Source organism: Pseudomonas sp. AN3A02, from assembly GCF_011765255.1.
GTDB lineage: Bacteria > Pseudomonadota > Gammaproteobacteria > Pseudomonadales > Pseudomonadaceae > Aquipseudomonas.
The window spans coordinates 73,628-94,198 of record NZ_JAARNI010000008.1 but is presented as its reverse complement, the minus strand read 5'-3'; the positions used below and the strand labels follow the sequence as shown (position 1 = coordinate 94,198).

Here is a 20,571-nt window from a genome sequence, read left to right as displayed (position 1 = left end):
GCTTGTTGTGTTAGCGCGGTTTTAAACAATCCAACGCCTGATCTGCCAACGTTCTAGCCATGTCTATCAAGTGAACGGTGGAACACGCCATGCCCCGGTTTTCACCAGTAGATCCCTGCACAGATCCTTCAGCCGTTGCGGCTGCACAGCGTAGCAATTCAGAGATTTGGGCGATTGCGTCTTCAAAGCTGACGTCTTGGTGAACGGTAAATATTGGGTGGGAGGCGGGATCGGGTCGGAGGTGGTGAGTTAAGGCGCGATCAAAGGCTTCGCGGTCCCGGGTGGTACGAGGTGGGTCTGGAACGATTTTGTCCATGCATAAGCTCCTACTGGTGGTGAGCCATCCTGGTGTCGGTCTCACTCGACAAAAGGTGGCAGCTATGTGCAGGGTGAGAATACCGGACAGTAGGACTCCGGCCAGACCGAAGTCTGCCCGCACACAGCCGCCATAGAGCATGCTACAGACGGTAGTGGCGCTTGGCGCCTACTGGTTCCGGATTCTCACACCCGATCGCTGATGTGCAGCGACGGAGCGAAGACTAGCCAGTGATTCCAGCGGGCACAAGGCCGAAAGATTCTCTAGGAAACGTCCCGCAAGTTAAAGCGATTTGCCTTGCCGGCCCTTAAAAAACCGAGAAGATTTTAAACAGTGGACGCGATTTTTATTGGGCTTGGAAAAGTGTCGGCACTGACTATTTACCGCCGGTAATCCGCGCCATAAACAGTCGCGTCAGGCTGGCAATCTGTTCAGTTTTCTCATCCAGTGCGAAATGCCCCGCATCCAGAACATGAACCTCTGCACCCGGCACATCATCCTTGTAACGCATGGCCCCTGGCAGAATGAACGACGGGTCGTATTTCCCCCACATGACCAGCATGGGCGGCTGATTGTCTTTCAACCATTGCTGCCATTTTGGGTAAGAGGCGACGTTGTTTTGGTAGTCCAGCAATAACGCCGACTGTATCGCCCGCTGGCCCGGGCGGGACAATGCGGCAAATTCGTCGTCCCAGGCATCAGGGTTGTAACGCTCGGGATGAGGGCTGGTGCCCAAGTGGCGCTGCTTCGTGCTTTCGTATCCGATGAACGCATCGACTTGCTCGGGGTGTCCGGAAGGGGCCTTCCAATACTTGGCAATGTTCGCCCACTTGGCTCCCAGGCCTTCGTTATAGGCGTTGGCATTCTGGATGATGATGCCGTGCAGTTTTTGCGGCGCATTGAGGATCATCCGGAAGCCTATCGGGCCGCCGTAGTCCTGCATGAACAGGGTGTACTCATCGATGCGCAATTGCGTGAGCAGCTTGCTCATGGTGTCGGCCAGATGGTCAAACGTGTAGGTGTAGGTCGCCACAGAGGGGGCGTCGCTTCTGCCGAACCCAGGGTAGTCAGGTGCGATCACGTGATACCGATCAGCAAGCAGCGGTATCAACGAGTCCCACATGCGCGACGAAGAAGGGTAGCCATGGAGCAGCACAAGGGTCGGCGCGCCTTTGGGGCCGGCCTCACGATAGAAAACCTTCACGCCTTCCACGCTGGTCCAGTGATAGCCAGTGGACTCGGTGGTATAGGGGATGGAGGGCACCGGTTCGGCAGCGTACGTCGGTTCGGTCATCGAGAGCGTCGTCATAAGTGCTCCTAGGGTGCAAAAGGTCGCGATGTTCATTGAGGCCTGGGCTCTGATTTGCGCATTTCCCGGCGAAATGCAGCTGGGATCAGAGTGGACGTATCCGAGAATGGGCACCATTGGCCCAATGACCATTTTTCATTAGAATCGGGCCAATCTTGATCAGGCCAGCCTCCGTGAAAAAAAAGTGTGAGCGTTGCAGTCATCGCGTTTAACCGCATCAGCCCCTTTCACCTGTCCGTGCCCTGCCTGGTGTTTGGTAAAGATCGCAGAGTGGGGGATTCGCCTTGGTTCGATCTGGTGGTCTGTGCAGGCGAGGAGGGCGTGCTGGTTACCAACGCCGGTTTCGCCATCCATTGCGAGCATGGTCTGGATCAGGTGGCCGGGGCCGATATCGTGATTGTCCCAAGCTGGAGGGACGTCGCCGAAACGCCGCCGGCTGCACTCCTCGAAACGCTTCAGGCCGCTCATGCAAGAGGCGCACTGGTCGTCGGCCTGTGTCTGGGGGCGTTCGTACTCGCTCATGCAGGTCTGCTGAGCGACAAGCGGGCAACCACGCACTGGGCTTGGGCGGCGCATCTGGCGCGAGATTTCCCTCGCATCGAAGTAGACCCCAAAGTGCTCTATGTCGAGGTTGAGCAAATCCTGACCTCGGCGGGCGTGGCCGCGGGCCTCGATTGCTGCATCCATATCGTCAGGCGCATTTATGGGCGGGGAGTTGCCAACGCATTGGCGCGACAGCTGCTTGTTTCCCCACATCGCGACGGCGGCCAGGCTCAGTTCATCAGTCAGCCTGTTCCGCAAGGCGCAAGCGACCAGCGCCTCGGCCAGTTGCTGGATTGGCTTCGGGCAAACCTGGGCCAACCTTTGTCAATCGATCAAGTCGCGACGAGGCTGGCGATGAGTCGGCGTAGTTTCACCCGGCACTTCAAGCAACTCACCGGCTCGACGTTTGGGAAGTGGCTTACGAACGAGCGAATCAAGGCAGCCCAATTGCAGCTCGAAACAACCGACCACAGCATTGAGACGATCGCGGGCTCCTGCGGGTTTGGTACAAGCTTGTCGTTACGTCAGCACTTTTTCTCGATCGTGGGCGTGAGCCCAACAACGTACCGAAAGGCTTATCAACGATAGGCTTGGCAGAAGAAAGGCCCGCAATCACGGGCCTTTCTCACAGGGCGTTCCAACCTATTTGAACAGGCCGCCAATCGCGTTGATCGCATCCGCAGCCTTGTTCACGGTTTGCTGGTGTTGGGGGTTGGTGCTCACTTGCGCCTGAGCGTTGTAAGTGCTGTTGCTGCAACTTTTGTTGGTTTGTGTCAGTGCCGCCTGGAACGCGGTCGCGCGCAAGGTATCGCCCTTGGCATTGGCCGCGTTGATATTCGTCTGCAGGTCGCGGATCTGTTGCTGGCAGGAGGCGTTATTGGCGCTGACGGTGCTGTTGCTGTTGCTGTTGCTGTTGCTGTTGCTGTTGCTGGCGCCACCCAGGGCAGATGACAGGGCGCCCGTGAGGGCTGACAGGTCGGCGGCTTGGGCGGTGAGGGTAAACAGGCTGAACAGGGCGGCGGCGGGTGCGAGTTTGGAAAGGCGCATGGCAAACCTCAATGTTTTATTGCCTGCGCAGTTCCGGGAGCCCGAGCAAGCGCAGAACAATATCCATATAGAGGTGAGCGCTCGGGTGAAGCGAAATATATTTGGTCAATTTTTGACCTTCAACAGCGGAGCTCCATAAGTGTGAGTTGTTTCACGTTGTTTCTTAGACGTTGATGGGTGTTACAGCGGTGTTTACTTGAAAGGATGCAAAATGAGGCAGCTACCTCACTTGGCGCAGTGCACACCCGATAGCCGCACCAGCAGCGTCAAAGCAACGATTGCCCAGCCAAAGTTGAGCGCAACAAACATCCATTCAGGTGGAGTTGCACTCAGGAAAATCATCGAGGTAATCGTTAAAAAAACCATCAAAAACCCAAGCGTAAGCCAGAACCAGCGATTCGCCTGGCGCGGACATCCCTCGATCTTCAACGGGTTGTCTTCAGGGAGCGTCATGTTCGTTCGGCCTCGGTAACGTGATGCTTCCTTGCCGGTGTTGAGCTCAAGATGGCCATCCTGAGCAATGGGGCAGCGCGATGCAAGGGGCGCTCTTAGTTCCCATCCATCAGGCGCATCGCCAGTTCGGGGCTGAACGTGCCTGCCGCCGGGCCGCCGTGACAATCGGTTTTTGTTGAAGACGCCCCGTCCGAGTTGCCCGGAAGTTTGATCCATAGGGCAACCAACTGCGGTGAAAGCACTTGGGGTGTCATACCGATCCTGCGACCCGTGGGGTTGCACCAGTCACCAGGCGTTGCGCCGTTGCCGTTGCGGCTGGTGTCTACCGCGATGGCTTTTGTATAGGTGTACTCGCTTAACAGCCTGGCATTGATCGCGTCACCGTAACTGCGCACCTGGGCGAGGGTGTAGAAGTTGGCGATATTCAGGGCAAACCCGCGGGCCTCTTTCACACCGGCTGCATTCAACGCCTCAGCCATGGCGCCTGGGGATTTCCAGCCTGGATTGCCGGCGTCCAGATATACATCCGTATGGGGCGAGCGCTGCTTGAGCCCCGAGACGGCGTAATTGATCAGCTGCAGCCGCTCGGAGCGCTTGTCCTTGTCCAGGCACTGCATATCGGCCAGCGCATCCGGTTCCAGAATGACCACCGCAGATTTGTCTCCAATACCGTTGATCAGTTGGTCTACCCAGGCCCGGTATGCTGTTGCATTCGGCGCACCGCCTGCAGACGCGCCGCCGCTGCAGTCGCGATGGGGCAAGTTGTAGGCCACCAGGATCGGCGTTTTATCCGCGCCGGCAGCGGCCGATACGTAACGATTGACTCGATCCGGGAGCGTGCCCGCAGCCTGGCTGGTGCGGGTCAGCCACAGGGCACTGGGCACCTCGGCAATGGTTGAGCGGATCCTTGCGGTGGCAGGCGTATCGGGGTGCTGCTGGACCCACTGTGCGGCAGTTGACTGCGGGTTGACGTAGAACCCATCGCTCGCCTGGGCAGCAGGCAACATCGACAGGCTGATAAAGCCGGCGGCAAGGGTAGCGATCTTTAGCACGCTCTACACCAGTAAGAGGGGCGGGTGGCCAAGGTAAGTCGGCTCGCCGCCGACGTCACGTGAAGCTGTATGAAGCTTGCCGGGTAGCCGCGTAGGCCGTGGCCATGGCATGCTCCCGCGCTCAGCATCCAGTCAAGGAAGAACGATGTCGATTTATGCAATCACCGTCCCCTGCTTTGCGCAGATGTTGCGGTCGCTCCAGGGGCTTTTGTCCAAAGGCGAAGCGCACGCCAGCGAGTTGGCCTATGACTCGCAAAACCTGCTGGACGCGCGGCTGGCGCCGGACATGCACACCCTCGCAACGCAGATCCGGTTTGCGTGCACCCAGGCCCAGGAATCGGTCCAGCGTCTCACCCATCAACCGCTGCCGGTCCTGAGCACACCCGTGACCTTGAGCGAGACGCATGGTTTGATCGAGCAAACTCTGCAAGCCCTCGCCTCGGCAGATCGCGAACTCATCGACAGCAGCGAGCGTACTATCTCGATAGCGCTTCCCGACGGCACTGTTTTCGACATGACTGCCCACGAATACGCGGTCAATTGGGCCATTCCCCAGTTCTATTTCCACCTGATGACCGCCTACAACATCCTTCGCCATAACGGTGCGCCGCTCGGCAAGGCCGATTACGTGCCGCATATGTTCGCCTTCGTGCGCGCGCAATAAGCAGCCACCCGAATGAATGGACCCCGGTTCTGCACATAAGCGTATGGTGGGTGTTAAACGCGCTTATTGAGGTACCCACCATGGACGATCTGCTCGGCACCCGCCTGAAAGAAGAACGCAAGGTCCTGGGGCTCTCCCAACAGGAGTTCGGCGCGATTGGCGGTGTCGCTGCGAATGCCCAGGTGCATTACGAGAGCGGTGCTCGACTGCCCAAATCCGATTACCTGATAGCCATCCGGCGCAAAGGCGTGGACATACTTTACGTGCTGACGGGGGAGCGGGCGGTTATCAATCTGGACACGCTCAGCGACAAGGAAACGTTGATCATCAACCACTACCGCACGCTGGACGGGATGGATCAGGATGCGATTGCGCAGATCACTTCCTCGTTGTCTGACAGCTAGCAACGAGGAAGTCCCGGATTTGCTTTGCGCCAGGCTAGAAGCTGTCGGTCGTCCTGAAGTTGCCGCCGCCTGTACTGCCTGACGACGAAAAGCTGACCGTGTTGTTATTGCTGTTGCTGTCGACGGTGATGACGCCGTAGCTGATAGGGCTGATCGATGCGCTGACATAGCCCCGCGTCGCGCCGGCGGCTACTTGGCTGCGGCGCACGATTTTAAGGCCTCGGCCAAGCACATCCACCACTTGCCCAAGTGTCACGTCCTGCGTCATGTAGCCGGCTACCAGTCGCTCGAAGTCTGTCGACAGGTCAAAGTAAACATCGCGACCGGTAAAGTCATCGGTGCGAACTCTACGCTCCAGGTCTTTGGCGCGCTGGTAGTCGCTCTTATACAGCTTGATTGCATCCTCGGCCTCCGCCAACTTCTGTAACACCATTACCAAGCGCAGATGCGAAGTTTGCAGTCGCTCCACGATCAGGTCGTCAGCCGCGTCCGGAGTCTGGCTGGCGAGGTCAATCAATTCGCCGATGCTGCGGGTTTTCAATTGGTCAGTGAGCAACTGCCGAGCACGCTGGTACTGCGGGTCTTCGTTGCGCAAGTAGCTACCGAGTTTTTCCTGGATAGCATTAGCCTGGCGCTTGGCGTTGTCGATCACCTTTTGCAGGGCGTCGAGCTCGGGTTGTATTGAGGCCTGCCCGAGTTGGTCTCGTGCCTGAGTCAGTTGCGCATCGACACTTGTGCTCAGGTTGCTGATCAGGGCGGCGCGTTCTGTCTGCAAGGCTTCGTTTCGCTCATCAAGGGCGATCAGGCTAAGCTCGTTTTTGCGGTTGGCGAGGTAATTCACCTTGGTGGCCAGCCAGTTGTCCATCCAACGGTTTAGACGGTTTCGCCGGTATTGGTCGGTGCCGAAAGCGTGCCCGCGCAGGTAGACGTAGACCAGGTTCGTATCATAGCCACGGCGCTTCAGCGCGCACTCCTGGCGCAGTTCCTCATAACCGCTGATGTGTTCGCGGTGGGCGGCTTGGGCCAGGTCCAGTTGCTCGACCTGCCGCGCATAGTCCGGGTTCAGCTCCAGAGATAGCCGGGCTTGTTGGTCAAGAGAGTCGGCTCGTGCTTGCAGCTTTTCCTTGTCTGCCAGCGCACGGGCCACGTCGTGCTCTGCCTCACGCAGCTCCCGGTGGAGCAAGTCCTGAGACTGTTGGCGCATTTTCAGGGCGGAGGCGACTTGCTCGTTCTGCGTGTCGCCCAGTTGCAGGTGCAGGGCGGCGATGTGGCCCAGGCGCAGGGTCAGATCCTGCTCCAGCGCCAGTTGCTCGCCGAGCAGTTCAGACAGTTGTCGCTCGGCCGTGCGAATCCTCAGCTCGGCGTTGCGGGAGTTACGTTCGGTGATGCCGATCAGGGTGTCAGGCGTCATGTCTTCACCACTCCAATATCGTTTCGAGCGGGTCGGTGGTCCGTTGGCTCAAATAGGTGACTTCCATCCTGCCGGCCGGCTTGCGGCCGATCACGCGGTGGGTCAGGTGGCCGTCGTCGAGTTTGTCGGCCTTGACCTTCAGGTATTCGGCCTGCGGCACCCGCACAGCGAACTGGCTGGCCCAGGCGCCGGTGCCGGTCTCAGTGCTGACGGTGGGCAGCAGCACCGGCCTGTCCGACAGGTCGACGGCTTCGACAACCAAATACCAGCTCTTGCCCTGGGTCGAACCAGGATTGGAATTACACAGCGCCTTGTCGTAGCAGCGCTCGACACCAGACGGTGTGCCGGGCCGGTCGACAACCCGGATGGTTACCTCCTTGGGGATCAGTTCGGTGTTGGCACGCAGTGCCCTGAGTTGGCCGCCGGCTTTTTCGATCTCGAATTTCCCGATGAGGTCTTTGATCATGACCAATTCGGCCTGCATGCCAAGCGTCGCTTTGCTGTCGGAGGCGGGCAGGTGAATATCGGCGACCTTGCGGGTCAACTCGTTGAGCTGGTCGGTCATCGGCTGGACCGCCTTGACCTTGGCCAAAAACGCTTCCAGCACGCCAATCTGTTCGTTGGCGTAATCGACCCCCGAGGTATCGACCATGGCCAAGGCATGTTCGGCCTTGGTGTTCAGGCGGGGCAGGGCACTGAACAGATCGCTGCCCTCAAGATAGGCCGGATCCTGTTGCACGGCGCTCAGACGAGCCTTCAGGTTGGCGATGTCTGACTGTTTTTGTGCCGCGTTCGTCTCAACGGCGATGGCTGCTCGTTGAGCCTCTTGGATTTCGTGCCTGGCGACCATCACCCGGCTGCATTGCACCACCAGCAAGGTGACCGCGATGAGCTGAATGACGAGTATCCCGCGATGGCGCTTGAGCAGTACCTTGCTCCAGAAACGGTCAAGCACACCCAGCTCCGGTGCCTCGAACACCAGGCGTTTGGAAAAGAATTCGCGCACGCCTTGGTCGATCTGCGCTTCGCTAAACTTGATGCCGTTGTTCTGGTAATACTCACGGATGCGCGCCGCCACTTCGGCACGGCGTTGGGGCAGGCTCAGGTCCTTTTCCACGGCCATCTGCTGGTGGCGCAGTTGATCCACCAGCGCCATCGCGCCGAGTTGCTCGGAGAGGAGAATGTCGCTCATCAAGCGGCCTTGGTCAGCAATGCGGCGAACTTGCGCTTGGCCTCTTCGACGGCTTCGGCGATGTCACGGGACGCGTTGCTGGATTCAGCGCGGTAGGTTTCCGTCAGGCCGTGCATGTCCGTCTGGAAACTCAGGGTGGCGTCGGCCAGGGCGCGCACCGAGTCGACCTTGATCGTGGTGCCGTAGCTGGCCTGGACCGCCGCTTCCAGTTGCGTGTTGCCGGTGCTGCCCAGGGCTTCAAGGCCCTTGCTGATGCCGTCGGTGGTGGCATTCAGCGTGTTGGTGGCTTCGGCCAGGCCGCTGTTGCTGGTGAACGACACGGCGAGGCCGGTTAACACCACTTCGTTGGTGGAGAAAAACGAGACCATGCGCTGGTACTGGCGCTCCTTGATCACATGCACCTGGTTGATCCGGGCGAAGACCATTTCGGCCGTGTTGTAGCCAACCTTGAGGTCATCGGCGATGTCCTTGACGATCTGATAGCGCTTGTCTTCGTCCTGCAGGGCGCGTACAGCTTCGTCGCGGCGCAGCTCCAGGGCCGCGCGCTCGGCCGGCGCCAGTGTTTCGGCAGCCGTGACTTGGGCGTTGGCCTCGTTCAAGGCCTGGGTCCGCTGCTCCAGCACCTGGCCGGCCATGGCGAGCACTTGCTGGGCATCGACCTCGGCGGCTTTCATGGCCATGCGGAAGTCCAGGTAGGCCTCCAGAATCACGGTTTCCCGCGCGATCTGGTCATTGGCCGACTTGCACACCTGCAGGTATTTTTCACGGATCTCGCTGAAGCGGCTGGGGATCGAGCCACGACGCAGGTTCATCCAGCTCAGCTTGAGTTTTTCCAGCGTGTCCAGGCGCCCGTCATCCATCCAGCCGGCCATGGCAGCGGCGTCTTCGCGGATCGAGGTGAAGCTCTGGGTGATGTCCATGAAGCGTGTGGAGATATCCATGCCGGTGATCTGTTCGCGAACCACGCTGTTGAAGGTGGTCGACTGTTGCAGCACGGCAGCGATAGCGGTGACTTTGGCGGTGTCGTACTGGGCCACGCGGTCCAGCAATACCAGGACCGGTGCATCTGGAACCGGCTGCAGAAGATTGATGCCCAGGGTCCGCAGGCCAGTCAGCGCGCGGTCGAGGTAGTTGCTCATCGAGTGTCCTTTCAGGATGTGTTCAGCACAGGGTGCAGATAGGTGCACAAGTATACCGATCAATGAAGGCAAACCAATGGCAGTTTGGTGGGAAGGCGCTTGTTGGCAGGCCTGACGAAGTGTATGCCTTTATCTGCCTGTAGCTGTACGGGGCGCAGGCTGGCGCAACGTTCTACTGTCACGGCCACAGTACTCGTTCGGATGTCGCGCCATGCTTATGTCTTCAAGCCTGTTGTCAGCCTTTGCGCTGTTCGCCTTTGTCTCCTCGATCACCCCTGGCCCGAATAACACCATGTTGCTGGCGTCCGGGGTGAACTTCGGTTTTGTCCGCTCGATTCCCCATGCATTGGGCATCAGCATTGGCTTCATGTTGTTGGTGATCGCCGTGGGCTTGGGCCTGGGGGAAGTGTTCAAGGCGTTGCCGTGGGCTTACACCGTATTGCGCTATGTGGGGGCGGCGTATTTGCTGTACCTGGCGTGGAAGATTGCAACCTCCAGTGCGATATCCGATGACACCGATGACAAGCGCAAACCCATGACCTTTCTCGGCGCTGCGGCGTTTCAGTGGGTCAACCCCAAGGCCTGGGTCATGGCGTTGGGCGCGATCACCACCTACACGCCTGCCGACGGTTATGTCACCAACGTGCTGTTGATTGCTGCGGTGTTTGCCCTGGTGAACCTGCCCAGCGTTTGTGTGTGGGCCGGCTGCGGTAGCGGCTTGCGCAATGTGTTGCGCGAGCCGCGCTGGTTGCGGCTGTTCAACTGGTCGATGGCGGGATTGTTGGTGCTGTCTTTGTATCCGATGTTTTTTGCCGGCTGAAGCTCCCTCTGACGTCAGGCGAGGGGGCGTCAGCAGGCCAGGGATCCTAGACCGGTGAGATGGTGGCAAGCAGACCAATCGCGATGGTCAGCGCAAGAAAACCGAACAGGAAAAATGCCATCTTAGCCATAAGGCCTCCGAAATGAACGGGCCGGCAGGACGGTTCCTGCCGGGCTCCACGGGCGTGTCGGGAGTGGGTGTATTGTCAGGGCAGGACGGTTTTCGATACAGGGTCAGATGCACAAGAAAAAAGCGTATCAGATGCTCCCTAACGTCGCAGGTGCCGGAGAACAGGGGGATGCTGGTTTTCGGGGATCAGGCAATAAATAGCGGGTCAGTTCGGTCAAGGAACTAACCTTTTGTGCGGAGTATCGTATTCACCATCCCACACAGGAGGTTTTTCATGAGCATTGGGGCGAGGTTAAAGGCAGAACGTGCCAGGCTTGGCTATTCTCAAGCGGCGCTGGGCAAGGTCGGAGGCGTTGAGACCAATGCTCAGGGGCGTTATGAAAACGGTGTGCGTTTTCCACGGGCAGATTACCTGGCGGCCATTGCCAAGGTCGGTGTCGACGTGTTGTTTGTCATCACCGGCAACCGGGCGGAAAATGGCAACGCCGATTCAGCCAAAGCGGCCGAAGCACTGGACAGCGCCACGGAGTGCCTGGAGAAGGCAAAAGAGTTGATTCACTGAAGCGGTTTGCATCGGGGCGAGTAGGCAAATGGGCAAAACGTTGGCTGCGCTGTCGTTTTTGATGACCCTGGTTTGGGTTTCAGTGGTCATTGCGGTAATGACTTATTTTTCCTGATGCACCTGGGGACGCGTGCGGTGGGGGCCGAAGCGGCCTGCGCTGCTATTGCCCACCACCGCGGCCGAAATCTGTAGATCACTGATCTGGCGAGCTTTTTTGTTTGCCGGGGTGCAGCTTGTTTGTTTGAAAAAGCCCGCGCTCGACCTTGCATCGAGGGGGCTGGATCTATATATTCCCTAGCCTGCTGCAACGCTCAAGGGCTGTTCAAGCTGCTTGGCTCGCTGTATAGCGCTACCGCCCGAATGGCGAAACTGGTAGACGCATGGGACTTAAAATCCCCCGCTCGTAAGGGCGTGCCGGTTCGATTCCGGCTTCGGGCACCACAATATTCAAGGACTTGCGTGATTTATCAGGCAGGTCCTTTTTTGTTTCCGCTCCGCAATTTCAACTGTTGCTCCGCAACTCACTTAGTTGGCGGATGCCCAGTCAGGCTTTTTACTGAGTGTTTTTAGTCTGGTTCGTACACGATGGATCTTAGGTAAACTCAAGGATGTAGTAGATGCGTAATACCTGGTTGCTGCTCTTTGTTTCGTCCATCGCCCTTGCTGGTTGTGGCGGGATCCCCTCTGTTCCCTATGTCGATCCACCTCAGGCCGACAATACGGCCCGAGTTCGTGTGATCACCAATTCCAATGTGTTTGGCGACAGTGTCACTGGCAGCTGTGCCCCGGATACTCGCCACAAAATGGCTGTAGCTGGTCGCTTCTCAGAGGATGGACAGCCGAGCATTAACTACCCTCAGTACCCACTTAAGCCGGCCGATCTTGGAATGCCGGGAAGGGTTTCACCCAAGCTTCAGCAGTACATCGGAGCCGTTCGGATGGCCGAAGGCTTGTACACCGAGATTGTGGCTGAGTACCGCGTTAAAACAGATGCACCCTTTCAGGTTGCGACATTAGGTGCGTCGGCCGGCAGCTACGGCAGCACTTACGCTGTGTGCCCAGGCCAGGCGAAAGTATTCAAACTGGAGCCCGGAAAAGACTACGAGGTTCTGGTGGGCCTCGGCAGCGCGCCCAACGCGGATGGAAATGCGGTGATTATGTGCGTGTTTGGCGTAGTCGAGCTTATGTCTATTCCTAATCTACCGATTGCATGGCCGAAAAAACTCACGGGCACGGAGTCGCCCCAGAAGCTTTGCAAGGGCTAAGTAGCACAGCTCATATTTTTTACTTGGTTGCCATATCTAAGCCCAGCGCGATTGCTGGGCTTTTTCGTTTTTGGCTATCCATCTCGGCAAGAGCGAGCGGGCATTGAAGATCTTGGCGCTATTGCTTGGAAGCACGCTCTCAAGAGCCTGAGGCAATCCGAATCTTTGTCTGCTCAGGTGTTTCATGCTCAACCACCTGAACCGTGTCCGATAGCTGAATGAGGGGATAGTGCTCGCGCATCCCCTCGAGCATCACCCTTGGTGGCCATTCGTCCTGCATACCGCAGAAAGCAGCGGCTTCGTTTAAAGGCATGTACGTGCAACGAGTAACCCACACGACGGTTGTCTTGCTCGGGTCGTCCTCACATTCGTAGCGCAAATAGCCTGGCTCTATATGCAGTTCGCCCATGCGGATCGTTGACCTCTTGCTGCCTTTGAGCAACTCAGGGAAAAGTCGAGGCACAATCCGCAACGTTTGCATGCACGAATCCTTAGAAAACACACATAAAAGGGAGTAATTGCCAGAGTCTTCCATGAGCCCTTTCTTTGATGCTTCCATTGCGATCTGAGCGCGTCACCGTAGCAGAGTAGGGCGCTCGCCAGAAATAAGAAGCCCGGCGCTGGGCCGGGCTTCGAGGTAATTGCGTCAGAAACTAACGATGCTTGTTCTTGTGTTTATGCTTGTTTTTGCCATTGTGCTTCTTGCCATCAGATCGATGATTGCTCTCATCGTCCGCCAGGTTGTTTCCTAGCGCGCCACCCGCGGCGCCGCCGAGACCTGCACCGATCGTCGAGCCAGTGGCGCCGCCGAGGCGATTACCAATAAGTGACCCGCCAGCCGATCCGACACCGCCACCTATCGCGGCTTCCGCTCTGTTGCCTCTTTGAGCGCCGACAGCACTGCCGGCAGCACCACCTACGCCTGCGCCTACTGCCGCGCCCGTCGAGCCGCCGAGCTGTTGACCTACGATATTGCCAAGTGCACCACCAACGCCGCCTCCAAGAGCGGCTGTGCCATCTCCGGCTGCCATCGCGCCTTGCGAAATGAGGACACCCAGAACCAGGGCGGGTAGTGTCATTTTCATTTTTTGAACCTCTATGGGTTGTCAGCAGGCGCTCACGGTTTAAAGCACGCCTGGCATTAGGACTAGAGTGAAAGTTTGAAGTTCTCTAAGGGCAGTGCCCGCAGGCGAATGGTTGTAACAAGATATGCCGTGTTGGGTCTGGCTGCAGATGGCAGGTACAGGACTGACAATGACGGGAAGCTGGCAAGCATCATAGGGATCGTTACGCTAGGGTTCAGATTCAGCGGTGATTCTGCCGACATGGCGCTTATGTCGGCCGGCCTAGCATGAGGAGATCCTATGTCCACTTCCAAGCTCCCTTCACGGGTTTTCAGCACGCCCCGTCACACGACGCATTATGTAGAGCAGGGGCCTGCCGACGGCCCATTGATGATGTTCCTGCACGGTTGGCCTGAGCTCAGTTTGATCTGGCGTGCGCAGATGGAAGCGTTCGCAGCTAAAGGCTGGCACTGCGTCGCACCCGACATGCGCGGTTATGGTGGCTCCTCTGCGCCAGCCACCATCGATGCTTACACGATTGAAAACATCGTGACAGACATGGCAGAACTTCATGACCATCTCGGCGCAATACCCGCAATCTGGGTAGGCCACGATTGGGGCAGCGTTGTGGCGGGTGAATTGGTCGCTCATGAACCTCAGCGCAGCCGCGGCGTGGTGCTGATTTCGGTCCCGTATTTCCCTTCCACGAACGCGTTGCCGACGCTGGTCCCGCTGGTTGACCGAGGGATTTATCCGGCGGACCAGTATCCAGACGGTCAATGGGACTATTACCGCTACTACAACACGCACTTTGCGTCCGCCGTCGCTGATCTTGATGCGGACAAAGCCGCGTCACTGGCGTCGATTTATCGGCGAGGCGACCCTGCGGGCATCGGCAAGGTTGCATCCAATGCCGAAGTGACCAGGAAAGGCGGGCGGTTTGGCGAAGCGCACCGGGCTCCACCCACCCGGCCAGACCCCGCGCTCTGGCCCGAGGCGGACTTTGCTGCACTGGTGCGGACGTTCGAAGAGCGGGGCTTCCGCGCGCCCTGCGCGTGGTACCTGAACGACGATGCCAATATCGAGTACGCCCACCGAGCGCCCAATGGTGGACGCCTGTCATTGCCCGTACTGTTTGTGAACGGCGATTACGACCAGATGAATACCATCAAGGGCAATCAACTGGGCGATCCAATGCGTGCGGCCTGCGCAGATCTCAGCGTTACGAGCGTGTCTGGCGGGCACTGGCTTCCGGTGGAGTGCAAGACAGAACTCGTAGTGGCCATAAGTACCTGGCTAGAAAGTAGAACGCTCTCTATACCTTAGTCAGCGAGCCTTCGAGTCGGTACAAGTCGAGGGTGGGAGTTGTGTAGAAAGAGAGCGATGTCTGTGCCGCGAAGTCGTCGATATGAACGACGGTCGCACCATCAGCTTCTTGCCAGGTGATCACGAAAGCGGTGGGCGAGATAGCCTTCCATTCGTAGTTGACCTCTCCTTTAGCGCCTTTGAGATCGCCGCCGATAATTTCATAGCTGAGGCTTTGGCCGTCTTCCGCATAAATATTGAGCGCAGTTAGACCGTCGTAACGCACTTCGAACGTTTTTCCGGCGAAGGGTGGTTTGGTAGCTGAAGTCGACATGAGGCAGGATCTTCCGGAGAGTGGTGATCGCGCATCATGTGCCTGTCCAGTGCTCCCTAAACAGTCGGGTAAACACAAAACATATTTGACGTACACGCACGAACGTTACGACTTTCGAAGTCTTTAGGCATGCTCAGCGTTCGGCTGTGCGGGTTGTTCGCAATGGCTGACGGAACGTATGATCGGAACGAGCCCCTTATTTGGGCGCTGAGACTCACACCCTTTGAAGGACATGAGCATGGAAAAGCACTTCGGTAATTCAGGCCTGTTCAAGGCTGCTTCGTATCACTGCAACACGCTCCTGAGCAGCGGCATTGCGCGCTGGGAGCTGAAAAATATTGCGTTGAATACGAAGGAGTTTTTGATATGTCCAAAGAACTACTCGGAGTTTCTGCTCTAGGGTTGATGGTGCTCGGTGAGTTTTGTGCAATCTACAGTGAGGTGGTAACCGCCAAGCTTGCCCAAACAGGGAATGGTTCATGGGAAGGGTTCGTCCTTCCCGTTGTGGTTATGTGTTTTGCCGGGCTTTGCCTGCTGGGTGCGTATTGGCTGGGGTACATGGCTGTCGGTGATATCTGGATCGTCACCGTGGTCTCAGTCACCTCTTTGTTGCTGCTTGAGCCAGTGGTGGTCTGGTCTCTGTTTCATGAAGCACCAGGACGTGGCGCACTCATCGGGTTCGTCCTGGGAGCCTTGGGTATGCTTTCCACTGTATTGCTTTAACTCAGCCCTCTGGCCCGGTGATCAAACGCCGGGCAGTTCACCGCCGCTGGGTTCCGTGCAACTCTCATTATTGATTTTGTCATTCATCCACGGAGCAGACAGCCCATGTCAAACACCGCTGGCATGTTTACCCGTCAGTTTTTTCACGGCACCCGGGCTGATCTGGAACCGGGCGATCTGATCCGCGTCGGCTACCCATCCAACTTCACAGAAGGTAAACCACTGTCGTGGGTCTACTTCGCGGGCACCCTGGATGCCGCCATCTGGGGGGCTGAGCTGGCACTCGGCAGTGAGCGGGAACGGATTTATGTTGTGGAGCCAACGGGGTCAATCATGGATGATCCCAATGTGACGGATAAGAAGTTTCCCGGTAATCCCACGCTGTCCTATCGCTCCGCCGATCCGTTGCGGGTCGTCGCTGAAGTGACGAAGTGGCAAGGGCATCCGCCTGAGCGGTTGCAGCAGATGAAGGACAACCTCGCGCGCTTGAAGGCCGAGGGTCGCGATGTGATCATCGACTGATATAGATTGCCCAGTGGTTTTCTTTAACTATTCCAGCAGGTGCCCCCATGCAGAGTTCTCCTCCTGAAGGCTTACCCACCTATCGGATTCTGACAGGCAAGGACGATGCCTCCTTCTGTCACCGAGTCTCTGAAGCCCTTGCTCTGGGCTACCAGCTTTATGGTTCGCCAGCGGCAACATTTAACGGCGAATACGTTGTCGTGGCACAGGCCGTCGTTTGGAATCCCGATAACTAGCCGGTCTCAGTGAGCGACGCGCGAGGTGGAGTCACGACGACTCAGCCATGAACAGGGAAGGACATTGCCGGTGATCAACTCAGCCTTGCGGATATGGTGTGCAGTCAGTGTGTTGTGCATCGCCTCGTTTACCATGGTGACTTCCGAGTTCGCCCCCATCGGTTTGCTGTCGCAAATATCTGCCGACCTGAATCAAGCCCCGTCTACCGTCGGGCTGACCGTAACCCTATACGCGTGGATCGGGGCGGCCAGCGGCTTGTTATCCAACTGGTTGAACCGCCGGGTTCCCCGCAAGGCGCTGCTGATTGCGTTGATGTTGATACTGGCCTTATCAAACGGCCTGGCAGCGTTGTCCCCTGAATTTTCCTCTCTGCTCGGTGCCCGCGCCGTCGGCGCGTTGGCCCATGGCGTGTTCTGGGCCATCGTGGCAGCCACCGCCGCGCATATTGTGCCGTCGCACCGCGTGGGACTGGCCACCTCGATTGTGCTGGGCGGCATCACGATCGCCACGGTCATGGGCGTACCGCTGATTAATCTGGTAGGCCAATACGATGGTTGGCGCACGGCCTTTATGTGCCTGGCCGTGATGTGTGTCGCCTGCGCCGGTGCGATCGCCCTGGTGCTGCCTTCAATGCATATTCCCTCGCTGGCCAAAGGTCTGGGGTTTGCGGTGGTGCTGCGGCGCAAGGACCTCTTGATCACCTACGTCATCACCGGCCTGACCGCCGCCGCGCATTTTGGCGCCTACACCTTTGTCGAACCGTTTATAGGCCAGGTACCCGGCATTACTTCGTATTGGATTGCTGTATTGCTGTTTGCTTTCGGCGCCGCCGGTTTTCTGGGCAACCTGCTGAGTGCGCTGTTTATTGATCGCTACTTGAAGGCGTTCATTTTGCTGGCGCTGGTTGCGATGGCATTGGCGTTGGTGACCTTGGGCATCTACGGTCCGCTACTGGGGCTCGCGCCCGTGGTGACGTTACTGGTGATCTGGGGCGTGGCCATTTCCGCTTTGTTTACCGGCCTGCAGACGTGGGTCTTGAGGATCGCCGGAGATCACATGGTACCGGCGACCGCCCTCCATACTGCCGTGCTGAACAGTGCGATCGGGCTGGGTGTGATTGTCGGAGGGAGCGTGCTGGACGTGGCCGGGTTCAAGGGGGCGATGCTGTCGGCCAGCGTGGTGATTGTTCCGGCTATTGTCCTGATGATAACCGTGGGGTTGCGTGCCCGCGCAGAGCCGGTTTTTTCGTGAGCGCCGCTGATCCCCAGCCGGGATCAGCGGCGGTCGGGGCTACTTGTAGTGCTGTTCAAACATGGCAACCTGCTCCGGTTTGATCAACTGAAACGGCACCCACACATCCGTCTCGACCGCTTCGCCCTTGATCATTTTGATGGCTGCTTGCACGGCAGCAGTGGCTTGGGCCTTGGGGTCTTGAAAGACTGAGGCAACCAGCATCCCGCGCTTGATCGCGGCGAGCCCGTCGGGCAAGCCGTCGATACCGACGATGGCGATATCGCCTTTGGCTTTTCCCGCTTGCTGCAACGCCATCGCAGCTCCAATGGCCATCTCGTCGTTGTTGGCCACGATGGCATCGAAGTGAGTCCCCGCCAGCAACCAGTTGCTGGTCAGGTCCATGCTTTTGCTGCGCTGCCATTCAGCCGATTGCTGTTCCACGATCTTGATATCGGGATAATCCTTGAGCACCTGTTTAACCCCTTCGGTACGGTCATGGGTGGCGTTTTGCGCCAGGTCACCCATGATAATTGCGAGCGTCCCTTTGCCCTGGAGCTTCTCGGCGAGGTAGCGCATCTGCAATTGCCCGGCCTCAATATCATTGGACGCCACCGTCACCACGCCTTTGGGCAATACGCGCTCGTCCGGGTGGCGGTTGACGTAGACCAGCGGCGTATTCGCCTCGACAGCGGCGCGGGTCATGTTGGCAGTGGCGGCGGTGTCCACCGGCAAGACGATGACCGCATCGACTTTCTGATTGATAAACCCCTGGACCTGATTGAGCTGGCGCACCACGTCGCCCTGGGCGTCTTCGAACTGGATCTGGACATTCTCCTGTTTGGCCGCATCTTCCAGGCCGCTGCGCACGTAGGTCATGAAATTGTCGTCAACCCTGGCAATGCTGACGCCTACGCGATAGCTGGCGGCGGCCCATTGGCTGAAGAGGAGTAACAGCGTGGCGAAAAGCAATGTCCTGCGACGCATGATGGTGTTCCTTTTATTGTTATGAGTTGAAAGGCATCAAGACAAGGTGAAGGCTTGCCGGAAGCGTGCCAGTGCCGCCTCGCTGTCGCCACTGGCCCAGCCCTCAAGACCCACGACACCGGTGTATCCCAGGTTGTACAAAGCGCTGGCAATGGCGGGATAGTGGATCTCACCCGTGCCGGGCTCCTTGCGGCCAGGCACGTCCGCCACCTGGATTTCACCGATGGCGCTGCCGGCGCGCTGGATCAGTTCGATCAGGTTTCCTTCGCCGATCTGCGCGTGATAGAGGTCGAGGTTCATCTTCAGATGGGGGCTGCCCACTGCTTCGATCAGCGCCAGGGTGTCGTCGGCGCGAGCGAAGGGGGTGCCGGGATGGTCCACCTCGGTGTTGAGGTTTTCCAGCAGGAAAACCCGCCCGGCGTCTTCGCCCAGGCGCGCGATTTTTTCCAGGGTCTTGCAGGCGCTCAACCACATGCGCCCGGTGGTGCGAGCCACCGGCTTGACCGGCAAACCCCGGTCACCCAGGCCGGTGCCATGCAGGTTGAGGCTTGGGCAATTGAGCTGGGCGGCGATGGCCAAGGATTCCCGGGCGCTGTCGAGCAGTTGCGCAATCTCCTCGGGGTCGGTCAGGTTGCCCGAGATGTAGCCCGTCATTGAGGTGAAGTCTGCGCCGGTGGCGGCCAGTGCCGGGATGTCCTTGGTCGTCCAGCCCCAGATTTCGGCGCTGAACCCCAGCGCATGGATCCGTTTGACACGCTCGGTGAAGGGCAGGTCGAGGAAGACCATTTCGGCACTGACCGCCAGCTTGAAGGGTACGAAGCTCATGAGCGACCGCCTTGCACACTTACGATTTTGCCTTGCTGGAAAGACTCGATGCACGCGCGGGCGATGGCCAGTGCGGCGCGGGCATCTTCGCCGCTGGCGAGAGGCTTCTCGCCGCTGCGCAGGCAACCCACAAAGTGGTTGAGCTCGGCCACGTAGGCGTCACGCAGCAGGTCGGTGTCCAGGCGCTGGGTGTCAGCCTGGATGCCGCCGGCAACGTAGCGAACCAGGTCAGAGTCATGGACGCCGCCCATGGTCAGCATGCCCGCGCTGCCGAACACTTCCCCGCGAACATCGTAGCCGTACACCGCCTGGAAGTTCGCTTCAGCTGTAGCGATGGCTCCGTTGTCGAAGCGGATCGTGACCACCGCGGTGTCCAGGAAACCTTTGCTTTTGTAGTCCGGTGCAATCAACGCATCGGCCATGACAAACACATCGACGGCTTCGGCGCCGGGGTTCAGGTAGCGCAGGGTGTCGAAGTCATGGATCAGGGTTTCGAGGAAGATCACCCATTGCGGTGAGGCGGCGGGATTGTTCAGTGCCGGATCCCGTGTCAGCGAGCGCAGCAACTGTGGCGTTCCGATACGGCCTGCGACTACATCCAGGTGAGCCGTGCGAAAACTTTTGGCGAAGCGGCGGTTGAAGCCCACTTGAAGCGTCACCTGGGCATCGGCAGCGGCGGCGATGGCGCGGTCGGCTTCTTCGAGGGTAATGGCCATGGGCTTTTCGCAAAATACCCCTTTGCCGGCGCGGGCGGCGCTGATCACCAATTCGGCATGGCTGCGGGCCGGAGCGGCGATCAGTACGCCGTCGATGTCCGGGTCATCGAGCAGTTGCTGGGGATCGGTGTAGACCCGTTGTACGCCCAGCTCTGACGCCAGGCGCGCAGCTTGGCCGGGTGTCGGGTCGGCAATGGCGGCCAGGCAGGCACCGGGGATATGCCGGGCGGCTGTCAGGCCATGGAAGCTACCCATGCGGCCGGCGCCGATGAGACCGAGGCGGATGGTCTTGGATGTACTCATGAAATGACTCCTTTTTATT

Annotated in this window: 26 protein-coding genes and 1 tRNA gene; 13 read left to right on the top strand and 14 right to left on the bottom strand. The window is 58.5% G+C overall.

What is annotated here, in order from left to right; translation table 11 throughout:
• Nucleotides 1-10 precede the first annotated feature (10 nt).
• On the bottom strand, nt 11-316 hold the full coding sequence (locus HBJ59_RS24075) for a DUF6124 family protein (RefSeq protein WP_178124286.1): 306 nt from the start codon (nt 314-316) through the stop codon (nt 11-13).
• A 376-nt stretch (nt 317-692) separates the two neighbouring features.
• Nucleotides 693-1,625 (bottom strand): alpha/beta fold hydrolase, encoded by a 933-nt coding sequence (locus HBJ59_RS24070; RefSeq protein WP_256670885.1) that lies wholly within the window; start codon nt 1,623-1,625, stop codon nt 693-695.
• A 186-nt stretch (nt 1,626-1,811) separates the two neighbouring features.
• On the opposite strand from HBJ59_RS24070, the gene HBJ59_RS24065 reads away from it, so the two are divergent.
• The gene (locus tag HBJ59_RS24065; protein ID WP_076013954.1) at nt 1,812-2,756 is read left to right on the top strand and encodes a GlxA family transcriptional regulator; all 945 of its coding nucleotides are present in this window, start codon (nt 1,812-1,814) and stop codon (nt 2,754-2,756) included.
• Between the two features lie 54 nt (nt 2,757-2,810).
• Here the strand turns inward: HBJ59_RS24065 and HBJ59_RS24060 are convergent, their stop codons facing one another.
• The 3 genes from HBJ59_RS24060 to HBJ59_RS24050 all read right to left on the bottom strand — a co-directional run bounded on the left by HBJ59_RS24060 (nt 2,811) and on the right by HBJ59_RS24050 (nt 4,720).
• A complete protein-coding gene (locus tag HBJ59_RS24060) occupies nt 2,811-3,215 on the bottom strand; it encodes a DUF1090 family protein (RefSeq protein WP_167664964.1) in 405 nt (134 codons plus the stop codon).
• Nucleotides 3,216-3,440: 225 nt separating this feature from the next.
• Nucleotides 3,441-3,668: a hypothetical protein gene (locus tag HBJ59_RS24055; RefSeq protein ID WP_076013956.1), complete on the bottom strand. Its 228-nt coding sequence runs from the start codon at nt 3,666-3,668 to the stop codon at nt 3,441-3,443.
• Between the two features lie 95 nt (nt 3,669-3,763).
• Complete coding sequence (locus HBJ59_RS24050; RefSeq protein ID WP_167664963.1) at nt 3,764-4,720, bottom strand: glycoside hydrolase family 6 protein; 957 nt, start codon at nt 4,718-4,720, stop codon at nt 3,764-3,766.
• A 145-nt stretch (nt 4,721-4,865) separates the two neighbouring features.
• On the opposite strand from HBJ59_RS24050, the gene HBJ59_RS24045 reads away from it, so the two are divergent.
• Nucleotides 4,866-5,384 carry a DUF1993 family protein gene (locus tag HBJ59_RS24045; RefSeq protein WP_167664962.1) on the top strand — a complete coding sequence of 173 codons (519 nt, stop codon included), beginning with the start codon at nt 4,866-4,868 and terminating at the stop codon, nt 5,382-5,384.
• A gap of 80 nt (nt 5,385-5,464) precedes the next feature.
• The gene (locus tag HBJ59_RS24040) at nt 5,465-5,788 is read left to right on the top strand and encodes a helix-turn-helix domain-containing protein (RefSeq protein WP_167664961.1); all 324 of its coding nucleotides are present in this window, start codon (nt 5,465-5,467) and stop codon (nt 5,786-5,788) included.
• Nucleotides 5,789-5,822: 34 nt separating this feature from the next.
• Here the strand turns inward: HBJ59_RS24040 and HBJ59_RS24035 are convergent, their stop codons facing one another.
• Genes HBJ59_RS24035 through HBJ59_RS24025 form a run of 3 tightly spaced genes read right to left on the bottom strand, consistent with a single transcriptional unit; the run spans nt 5,823 to nt 9,530 of the window.
• Nucleotides 5,823-7,199, bottom strand: a complete 1,377-nt coding sequence (locus tag HBJ59_RS24035; protein WP_167664960.1) for a hypothetical protein — start codon at nt 7,197-7,199, stop codon at nt 5,823-5,825.
• 4 nt (nt 7,200-7,203) lie between these two features.
• The gene (locus tag HBJ59_RS24030; protein WP_167664959.1) at nt 7,204-8,391 is read right to left on the bottom strand and encodes a DUF6384 family protein; all 1,188 of its coding nucleotides are present in this window, start codon (nt 8,389-8,391) and stop codon (nt 7,204-7,206) included.
• Nucleotides 8,391-9,530, bottom strand: coding sequence for a merozoite surface protein 3b (locus HBJ59_RS24025; RefSeq protein ID WP_167664958.1), 1,140 nt, complete (start codon nt 9,528-9,530; stop codon nt 8,391-8,393). Before HBJ59_RS24025 ends, HBJ59_RS24030 begins: the two co-directional genes overlap by 1 nt.
• 211 nt (nt 9,531-9,741) lie before the next feature.
• Between HBJ59_RS24025 and HBJ59_RS24020 the strand changes: the two genes are divergently transcribed.
• The 4 genes from HBJ59_RS24020 to HBJ59_RS24005 all read left to right on the top strand — a co-directional run bounded on the left by HBJ59_RS24020 (nt 9,742) and on the right by HBJ59_RS24005 (nt 12,306).
• Nucleotides 9,742-10,350 carry a LysE family translocator gene (locus HBJ59_RS24020; protein ID WP_167664957.1) on the top strand — a complete coding sequence of 203 codons (609 nt, stop codon included), beginning with the start codon at nt 9,742-9,744 and terminating at the stop codon, nt 10,348-10,350.
• Between the two features lie 403 nt (nt 10,351-10,753).
• On the top strand, nt 10,754-11,041 hold the full coding sequence (locus HBJ59_RS24015) for a helix-turn-helix domain-containing protein (protein ID WP_076013963.1): 288 nt from the start codon (nt 10,754-10,756) through the stop codon (nt 11,039-11,041).
• A gap of 354 nt (nt 11,042-11,395) precedes the next feature.
• Nucleotides 11,396-11,482, top strand: a tRNA-Leu gene (locus HBJ59_RS24010).
• A 176-nt stretch (nt 11,483-11,658) separates the two neighbouring features.
• Entirely contained in the window at nt 11,659-12,306 is a 648-nt protein-coding gene (locus HBJ59_RS24005; protein WP_076013964.1) for a hypothetical protein, read from the top strand.
• A 139-nt stretch (nt 12,307-12,445) separates the two neighbouring features.
• On the opposite strand, the gene HBJ59_RS24000 is transcribed toward HBJ59_RS24005, so the two are convergent.
• Complete coding sequence (locus HBJ59_RS24000) at nt 12,446-12,787, bottom strand: ASCH domain-containing protein (RefSeq protein WP_076013965.1); 342 nt, start codon at nt 12,785-12,787, stop codon at nt 12,446-12,448.
• Nucleotides 12,788-12,959: 172 nt separating this feature from the next.
• A complete protein-coding gene (locus HBJ59_RS23995) occupies nt 12,960-13,391 on the bottom strand; it encodes a hypothetical protein (RefSeq protein ID WP_076013966.1) in 432 nt (143 codons plus the stop codon).
• Between the two features lie 279 nt (nt 13,392-13,670).
• Here HBJ59_RS23995 and HBJ59_RS23990 point away from each other — a divergent pair, with 279 nt between their 5' ends.
• A complete protein-coding gene (locus HBJ59_RS23990) occupies nt 13,671-14,696 on the top strand; it encodes an alpha/beta hydrolase (RefSeq protein WP_167664956.1) in 1,026 nt (341 codons plus the stop codon).
• Here the strand turns inward: HBJ59_RS23990 and HBJ59_RS23985 are convergent.
• Complete coding sequence (locus tag HBJ59_RS23985) at nt 14,686-15,009, bottom strand: adenylate cyclase (protein ID WP_167664955.1); 324 nt, start codon at nt 15,007-15,009, stop codon at nt 14,686-14,688. The genes HBJ59_RS23990 and HBJ59_RS23985 overlap by 11 nt on opposite strands.
• 238 nt (nt 15,010-15,247) lie before the next feature.
• Between HBJ59_RS23985 and HBJ59_RS23980 the strand changes: the two genes are divergently transcribed.
• The 5 genes from HBJ59_RS23980 (at nt 15,248) to HBJ59_RS23960 (ending at nt 17,742) form a co-directional block, all read left to right on the top strand.
• The gene (locus tag HBJ59_RS23980) at nt 15,248-15,409 is read left to right on the top strand and encodes a hypothetical protein (RefSeq protein WP_167664954.1); all 162 of its coding nucleotides are present in this window, start codon (nt 15,248-15,250) and stop codon (nt 15,407-15,409) included.
• 5 nt (nt 15,410-15,414) lie between these two features.
• Entirely contained in the window at nt 15,415-15,732 is a 318-nt protein-coding gene (locus HBJ59_RS23975) for a hypothetical protein (protein WP_167665023.1), read from the top strand.
• Between the two features lie 105 nt (nt 15,733-15,837).
• Nucleotides 15,838-16,254, top strand: coding sequence for an NAD(+)--rifampin ADP-ribosyltransferase (gene arr, locus HBJ59_RS23970; RefSeq protein WP_167664953.1), 417 nt, complete (start codon nt 15,838-15,840; stop codon nt 16,252-16,254).
• A gap of 47 nt (nt 16,255-16,301) precedes the next feature.
• On the top strand, nt 16,302-16,490 hold the full coding sequence (locus tag HBJ59_RS23965) for a DUF1737 domain-containing protein (protein WP_167664952.1): 189 nt from the start codon (nt 16,302-16,304) through the stop codon (nt 16,488-16,490).
• Nucleotides 16,491-16,560: 70 nt separating this feature from the next.
• Complete coding sequence (locus HBJ59_RS23960) at nt 16,561-17,742, top strand: MFS transporter (RefSeq protein WP_167664951.1); 1,182 nt, start codon at nt 16,561-16,563, stop codon at nt 17,740-17,742.
• Between the two features lie 39 nt (nt 17,743-17,781).
• Here HBJ59_RS23960 and HBJ59_RS23955 read toward each other — a convergent pair whose 3' ends face one another.
• The 3 genes from HBJ59_RS23955 to HBJ59_RS23945 are packed head-to-tail and all read right to left on the bottom strand — an operon-like array spanning nt 17,782 to nt 20,552.
• Nucleotides 17,782-18,708: a sugar ABC transporter substrate-binding protein gene (locus HBJ59_RS23955; RefSeq protein WP_167664950.1), complete on the bottom strand. Its 927-nt coding sequence runs from the start codon at nt 18,706-18,708 to the stop codon at nt 17,782-17,784.
• Nucleotides 18,709-18,744: 36 nt separating this feature from the next.
• Entirely contained in the window at nt 18,745-19,533 is a 789-nt protein-coding gene (locus tag HBJ59_RS23950) for a TIM barrel protein (protein ID WP_076013970.1), read from the bottom strand.
• On the bottom strand, nt 19,530-20,552 hold the full coding sequence (locus HBJ59_RS23945; protein ID WP_167664949.1) for a Gfo/Idh/MocA family oxidoreductase: 1,023 nt from the start codon (nt 20,550-20,552) through the stop codon (nt 19,530-19,532). Before HBJ59_RS23945 ends, HBJ59_RS23950 begins: the two co-directional genes overlap by 4 nt.
• Between the last annotated feature and the right edge of the window lie 19 nt (nt 20,553-20,571).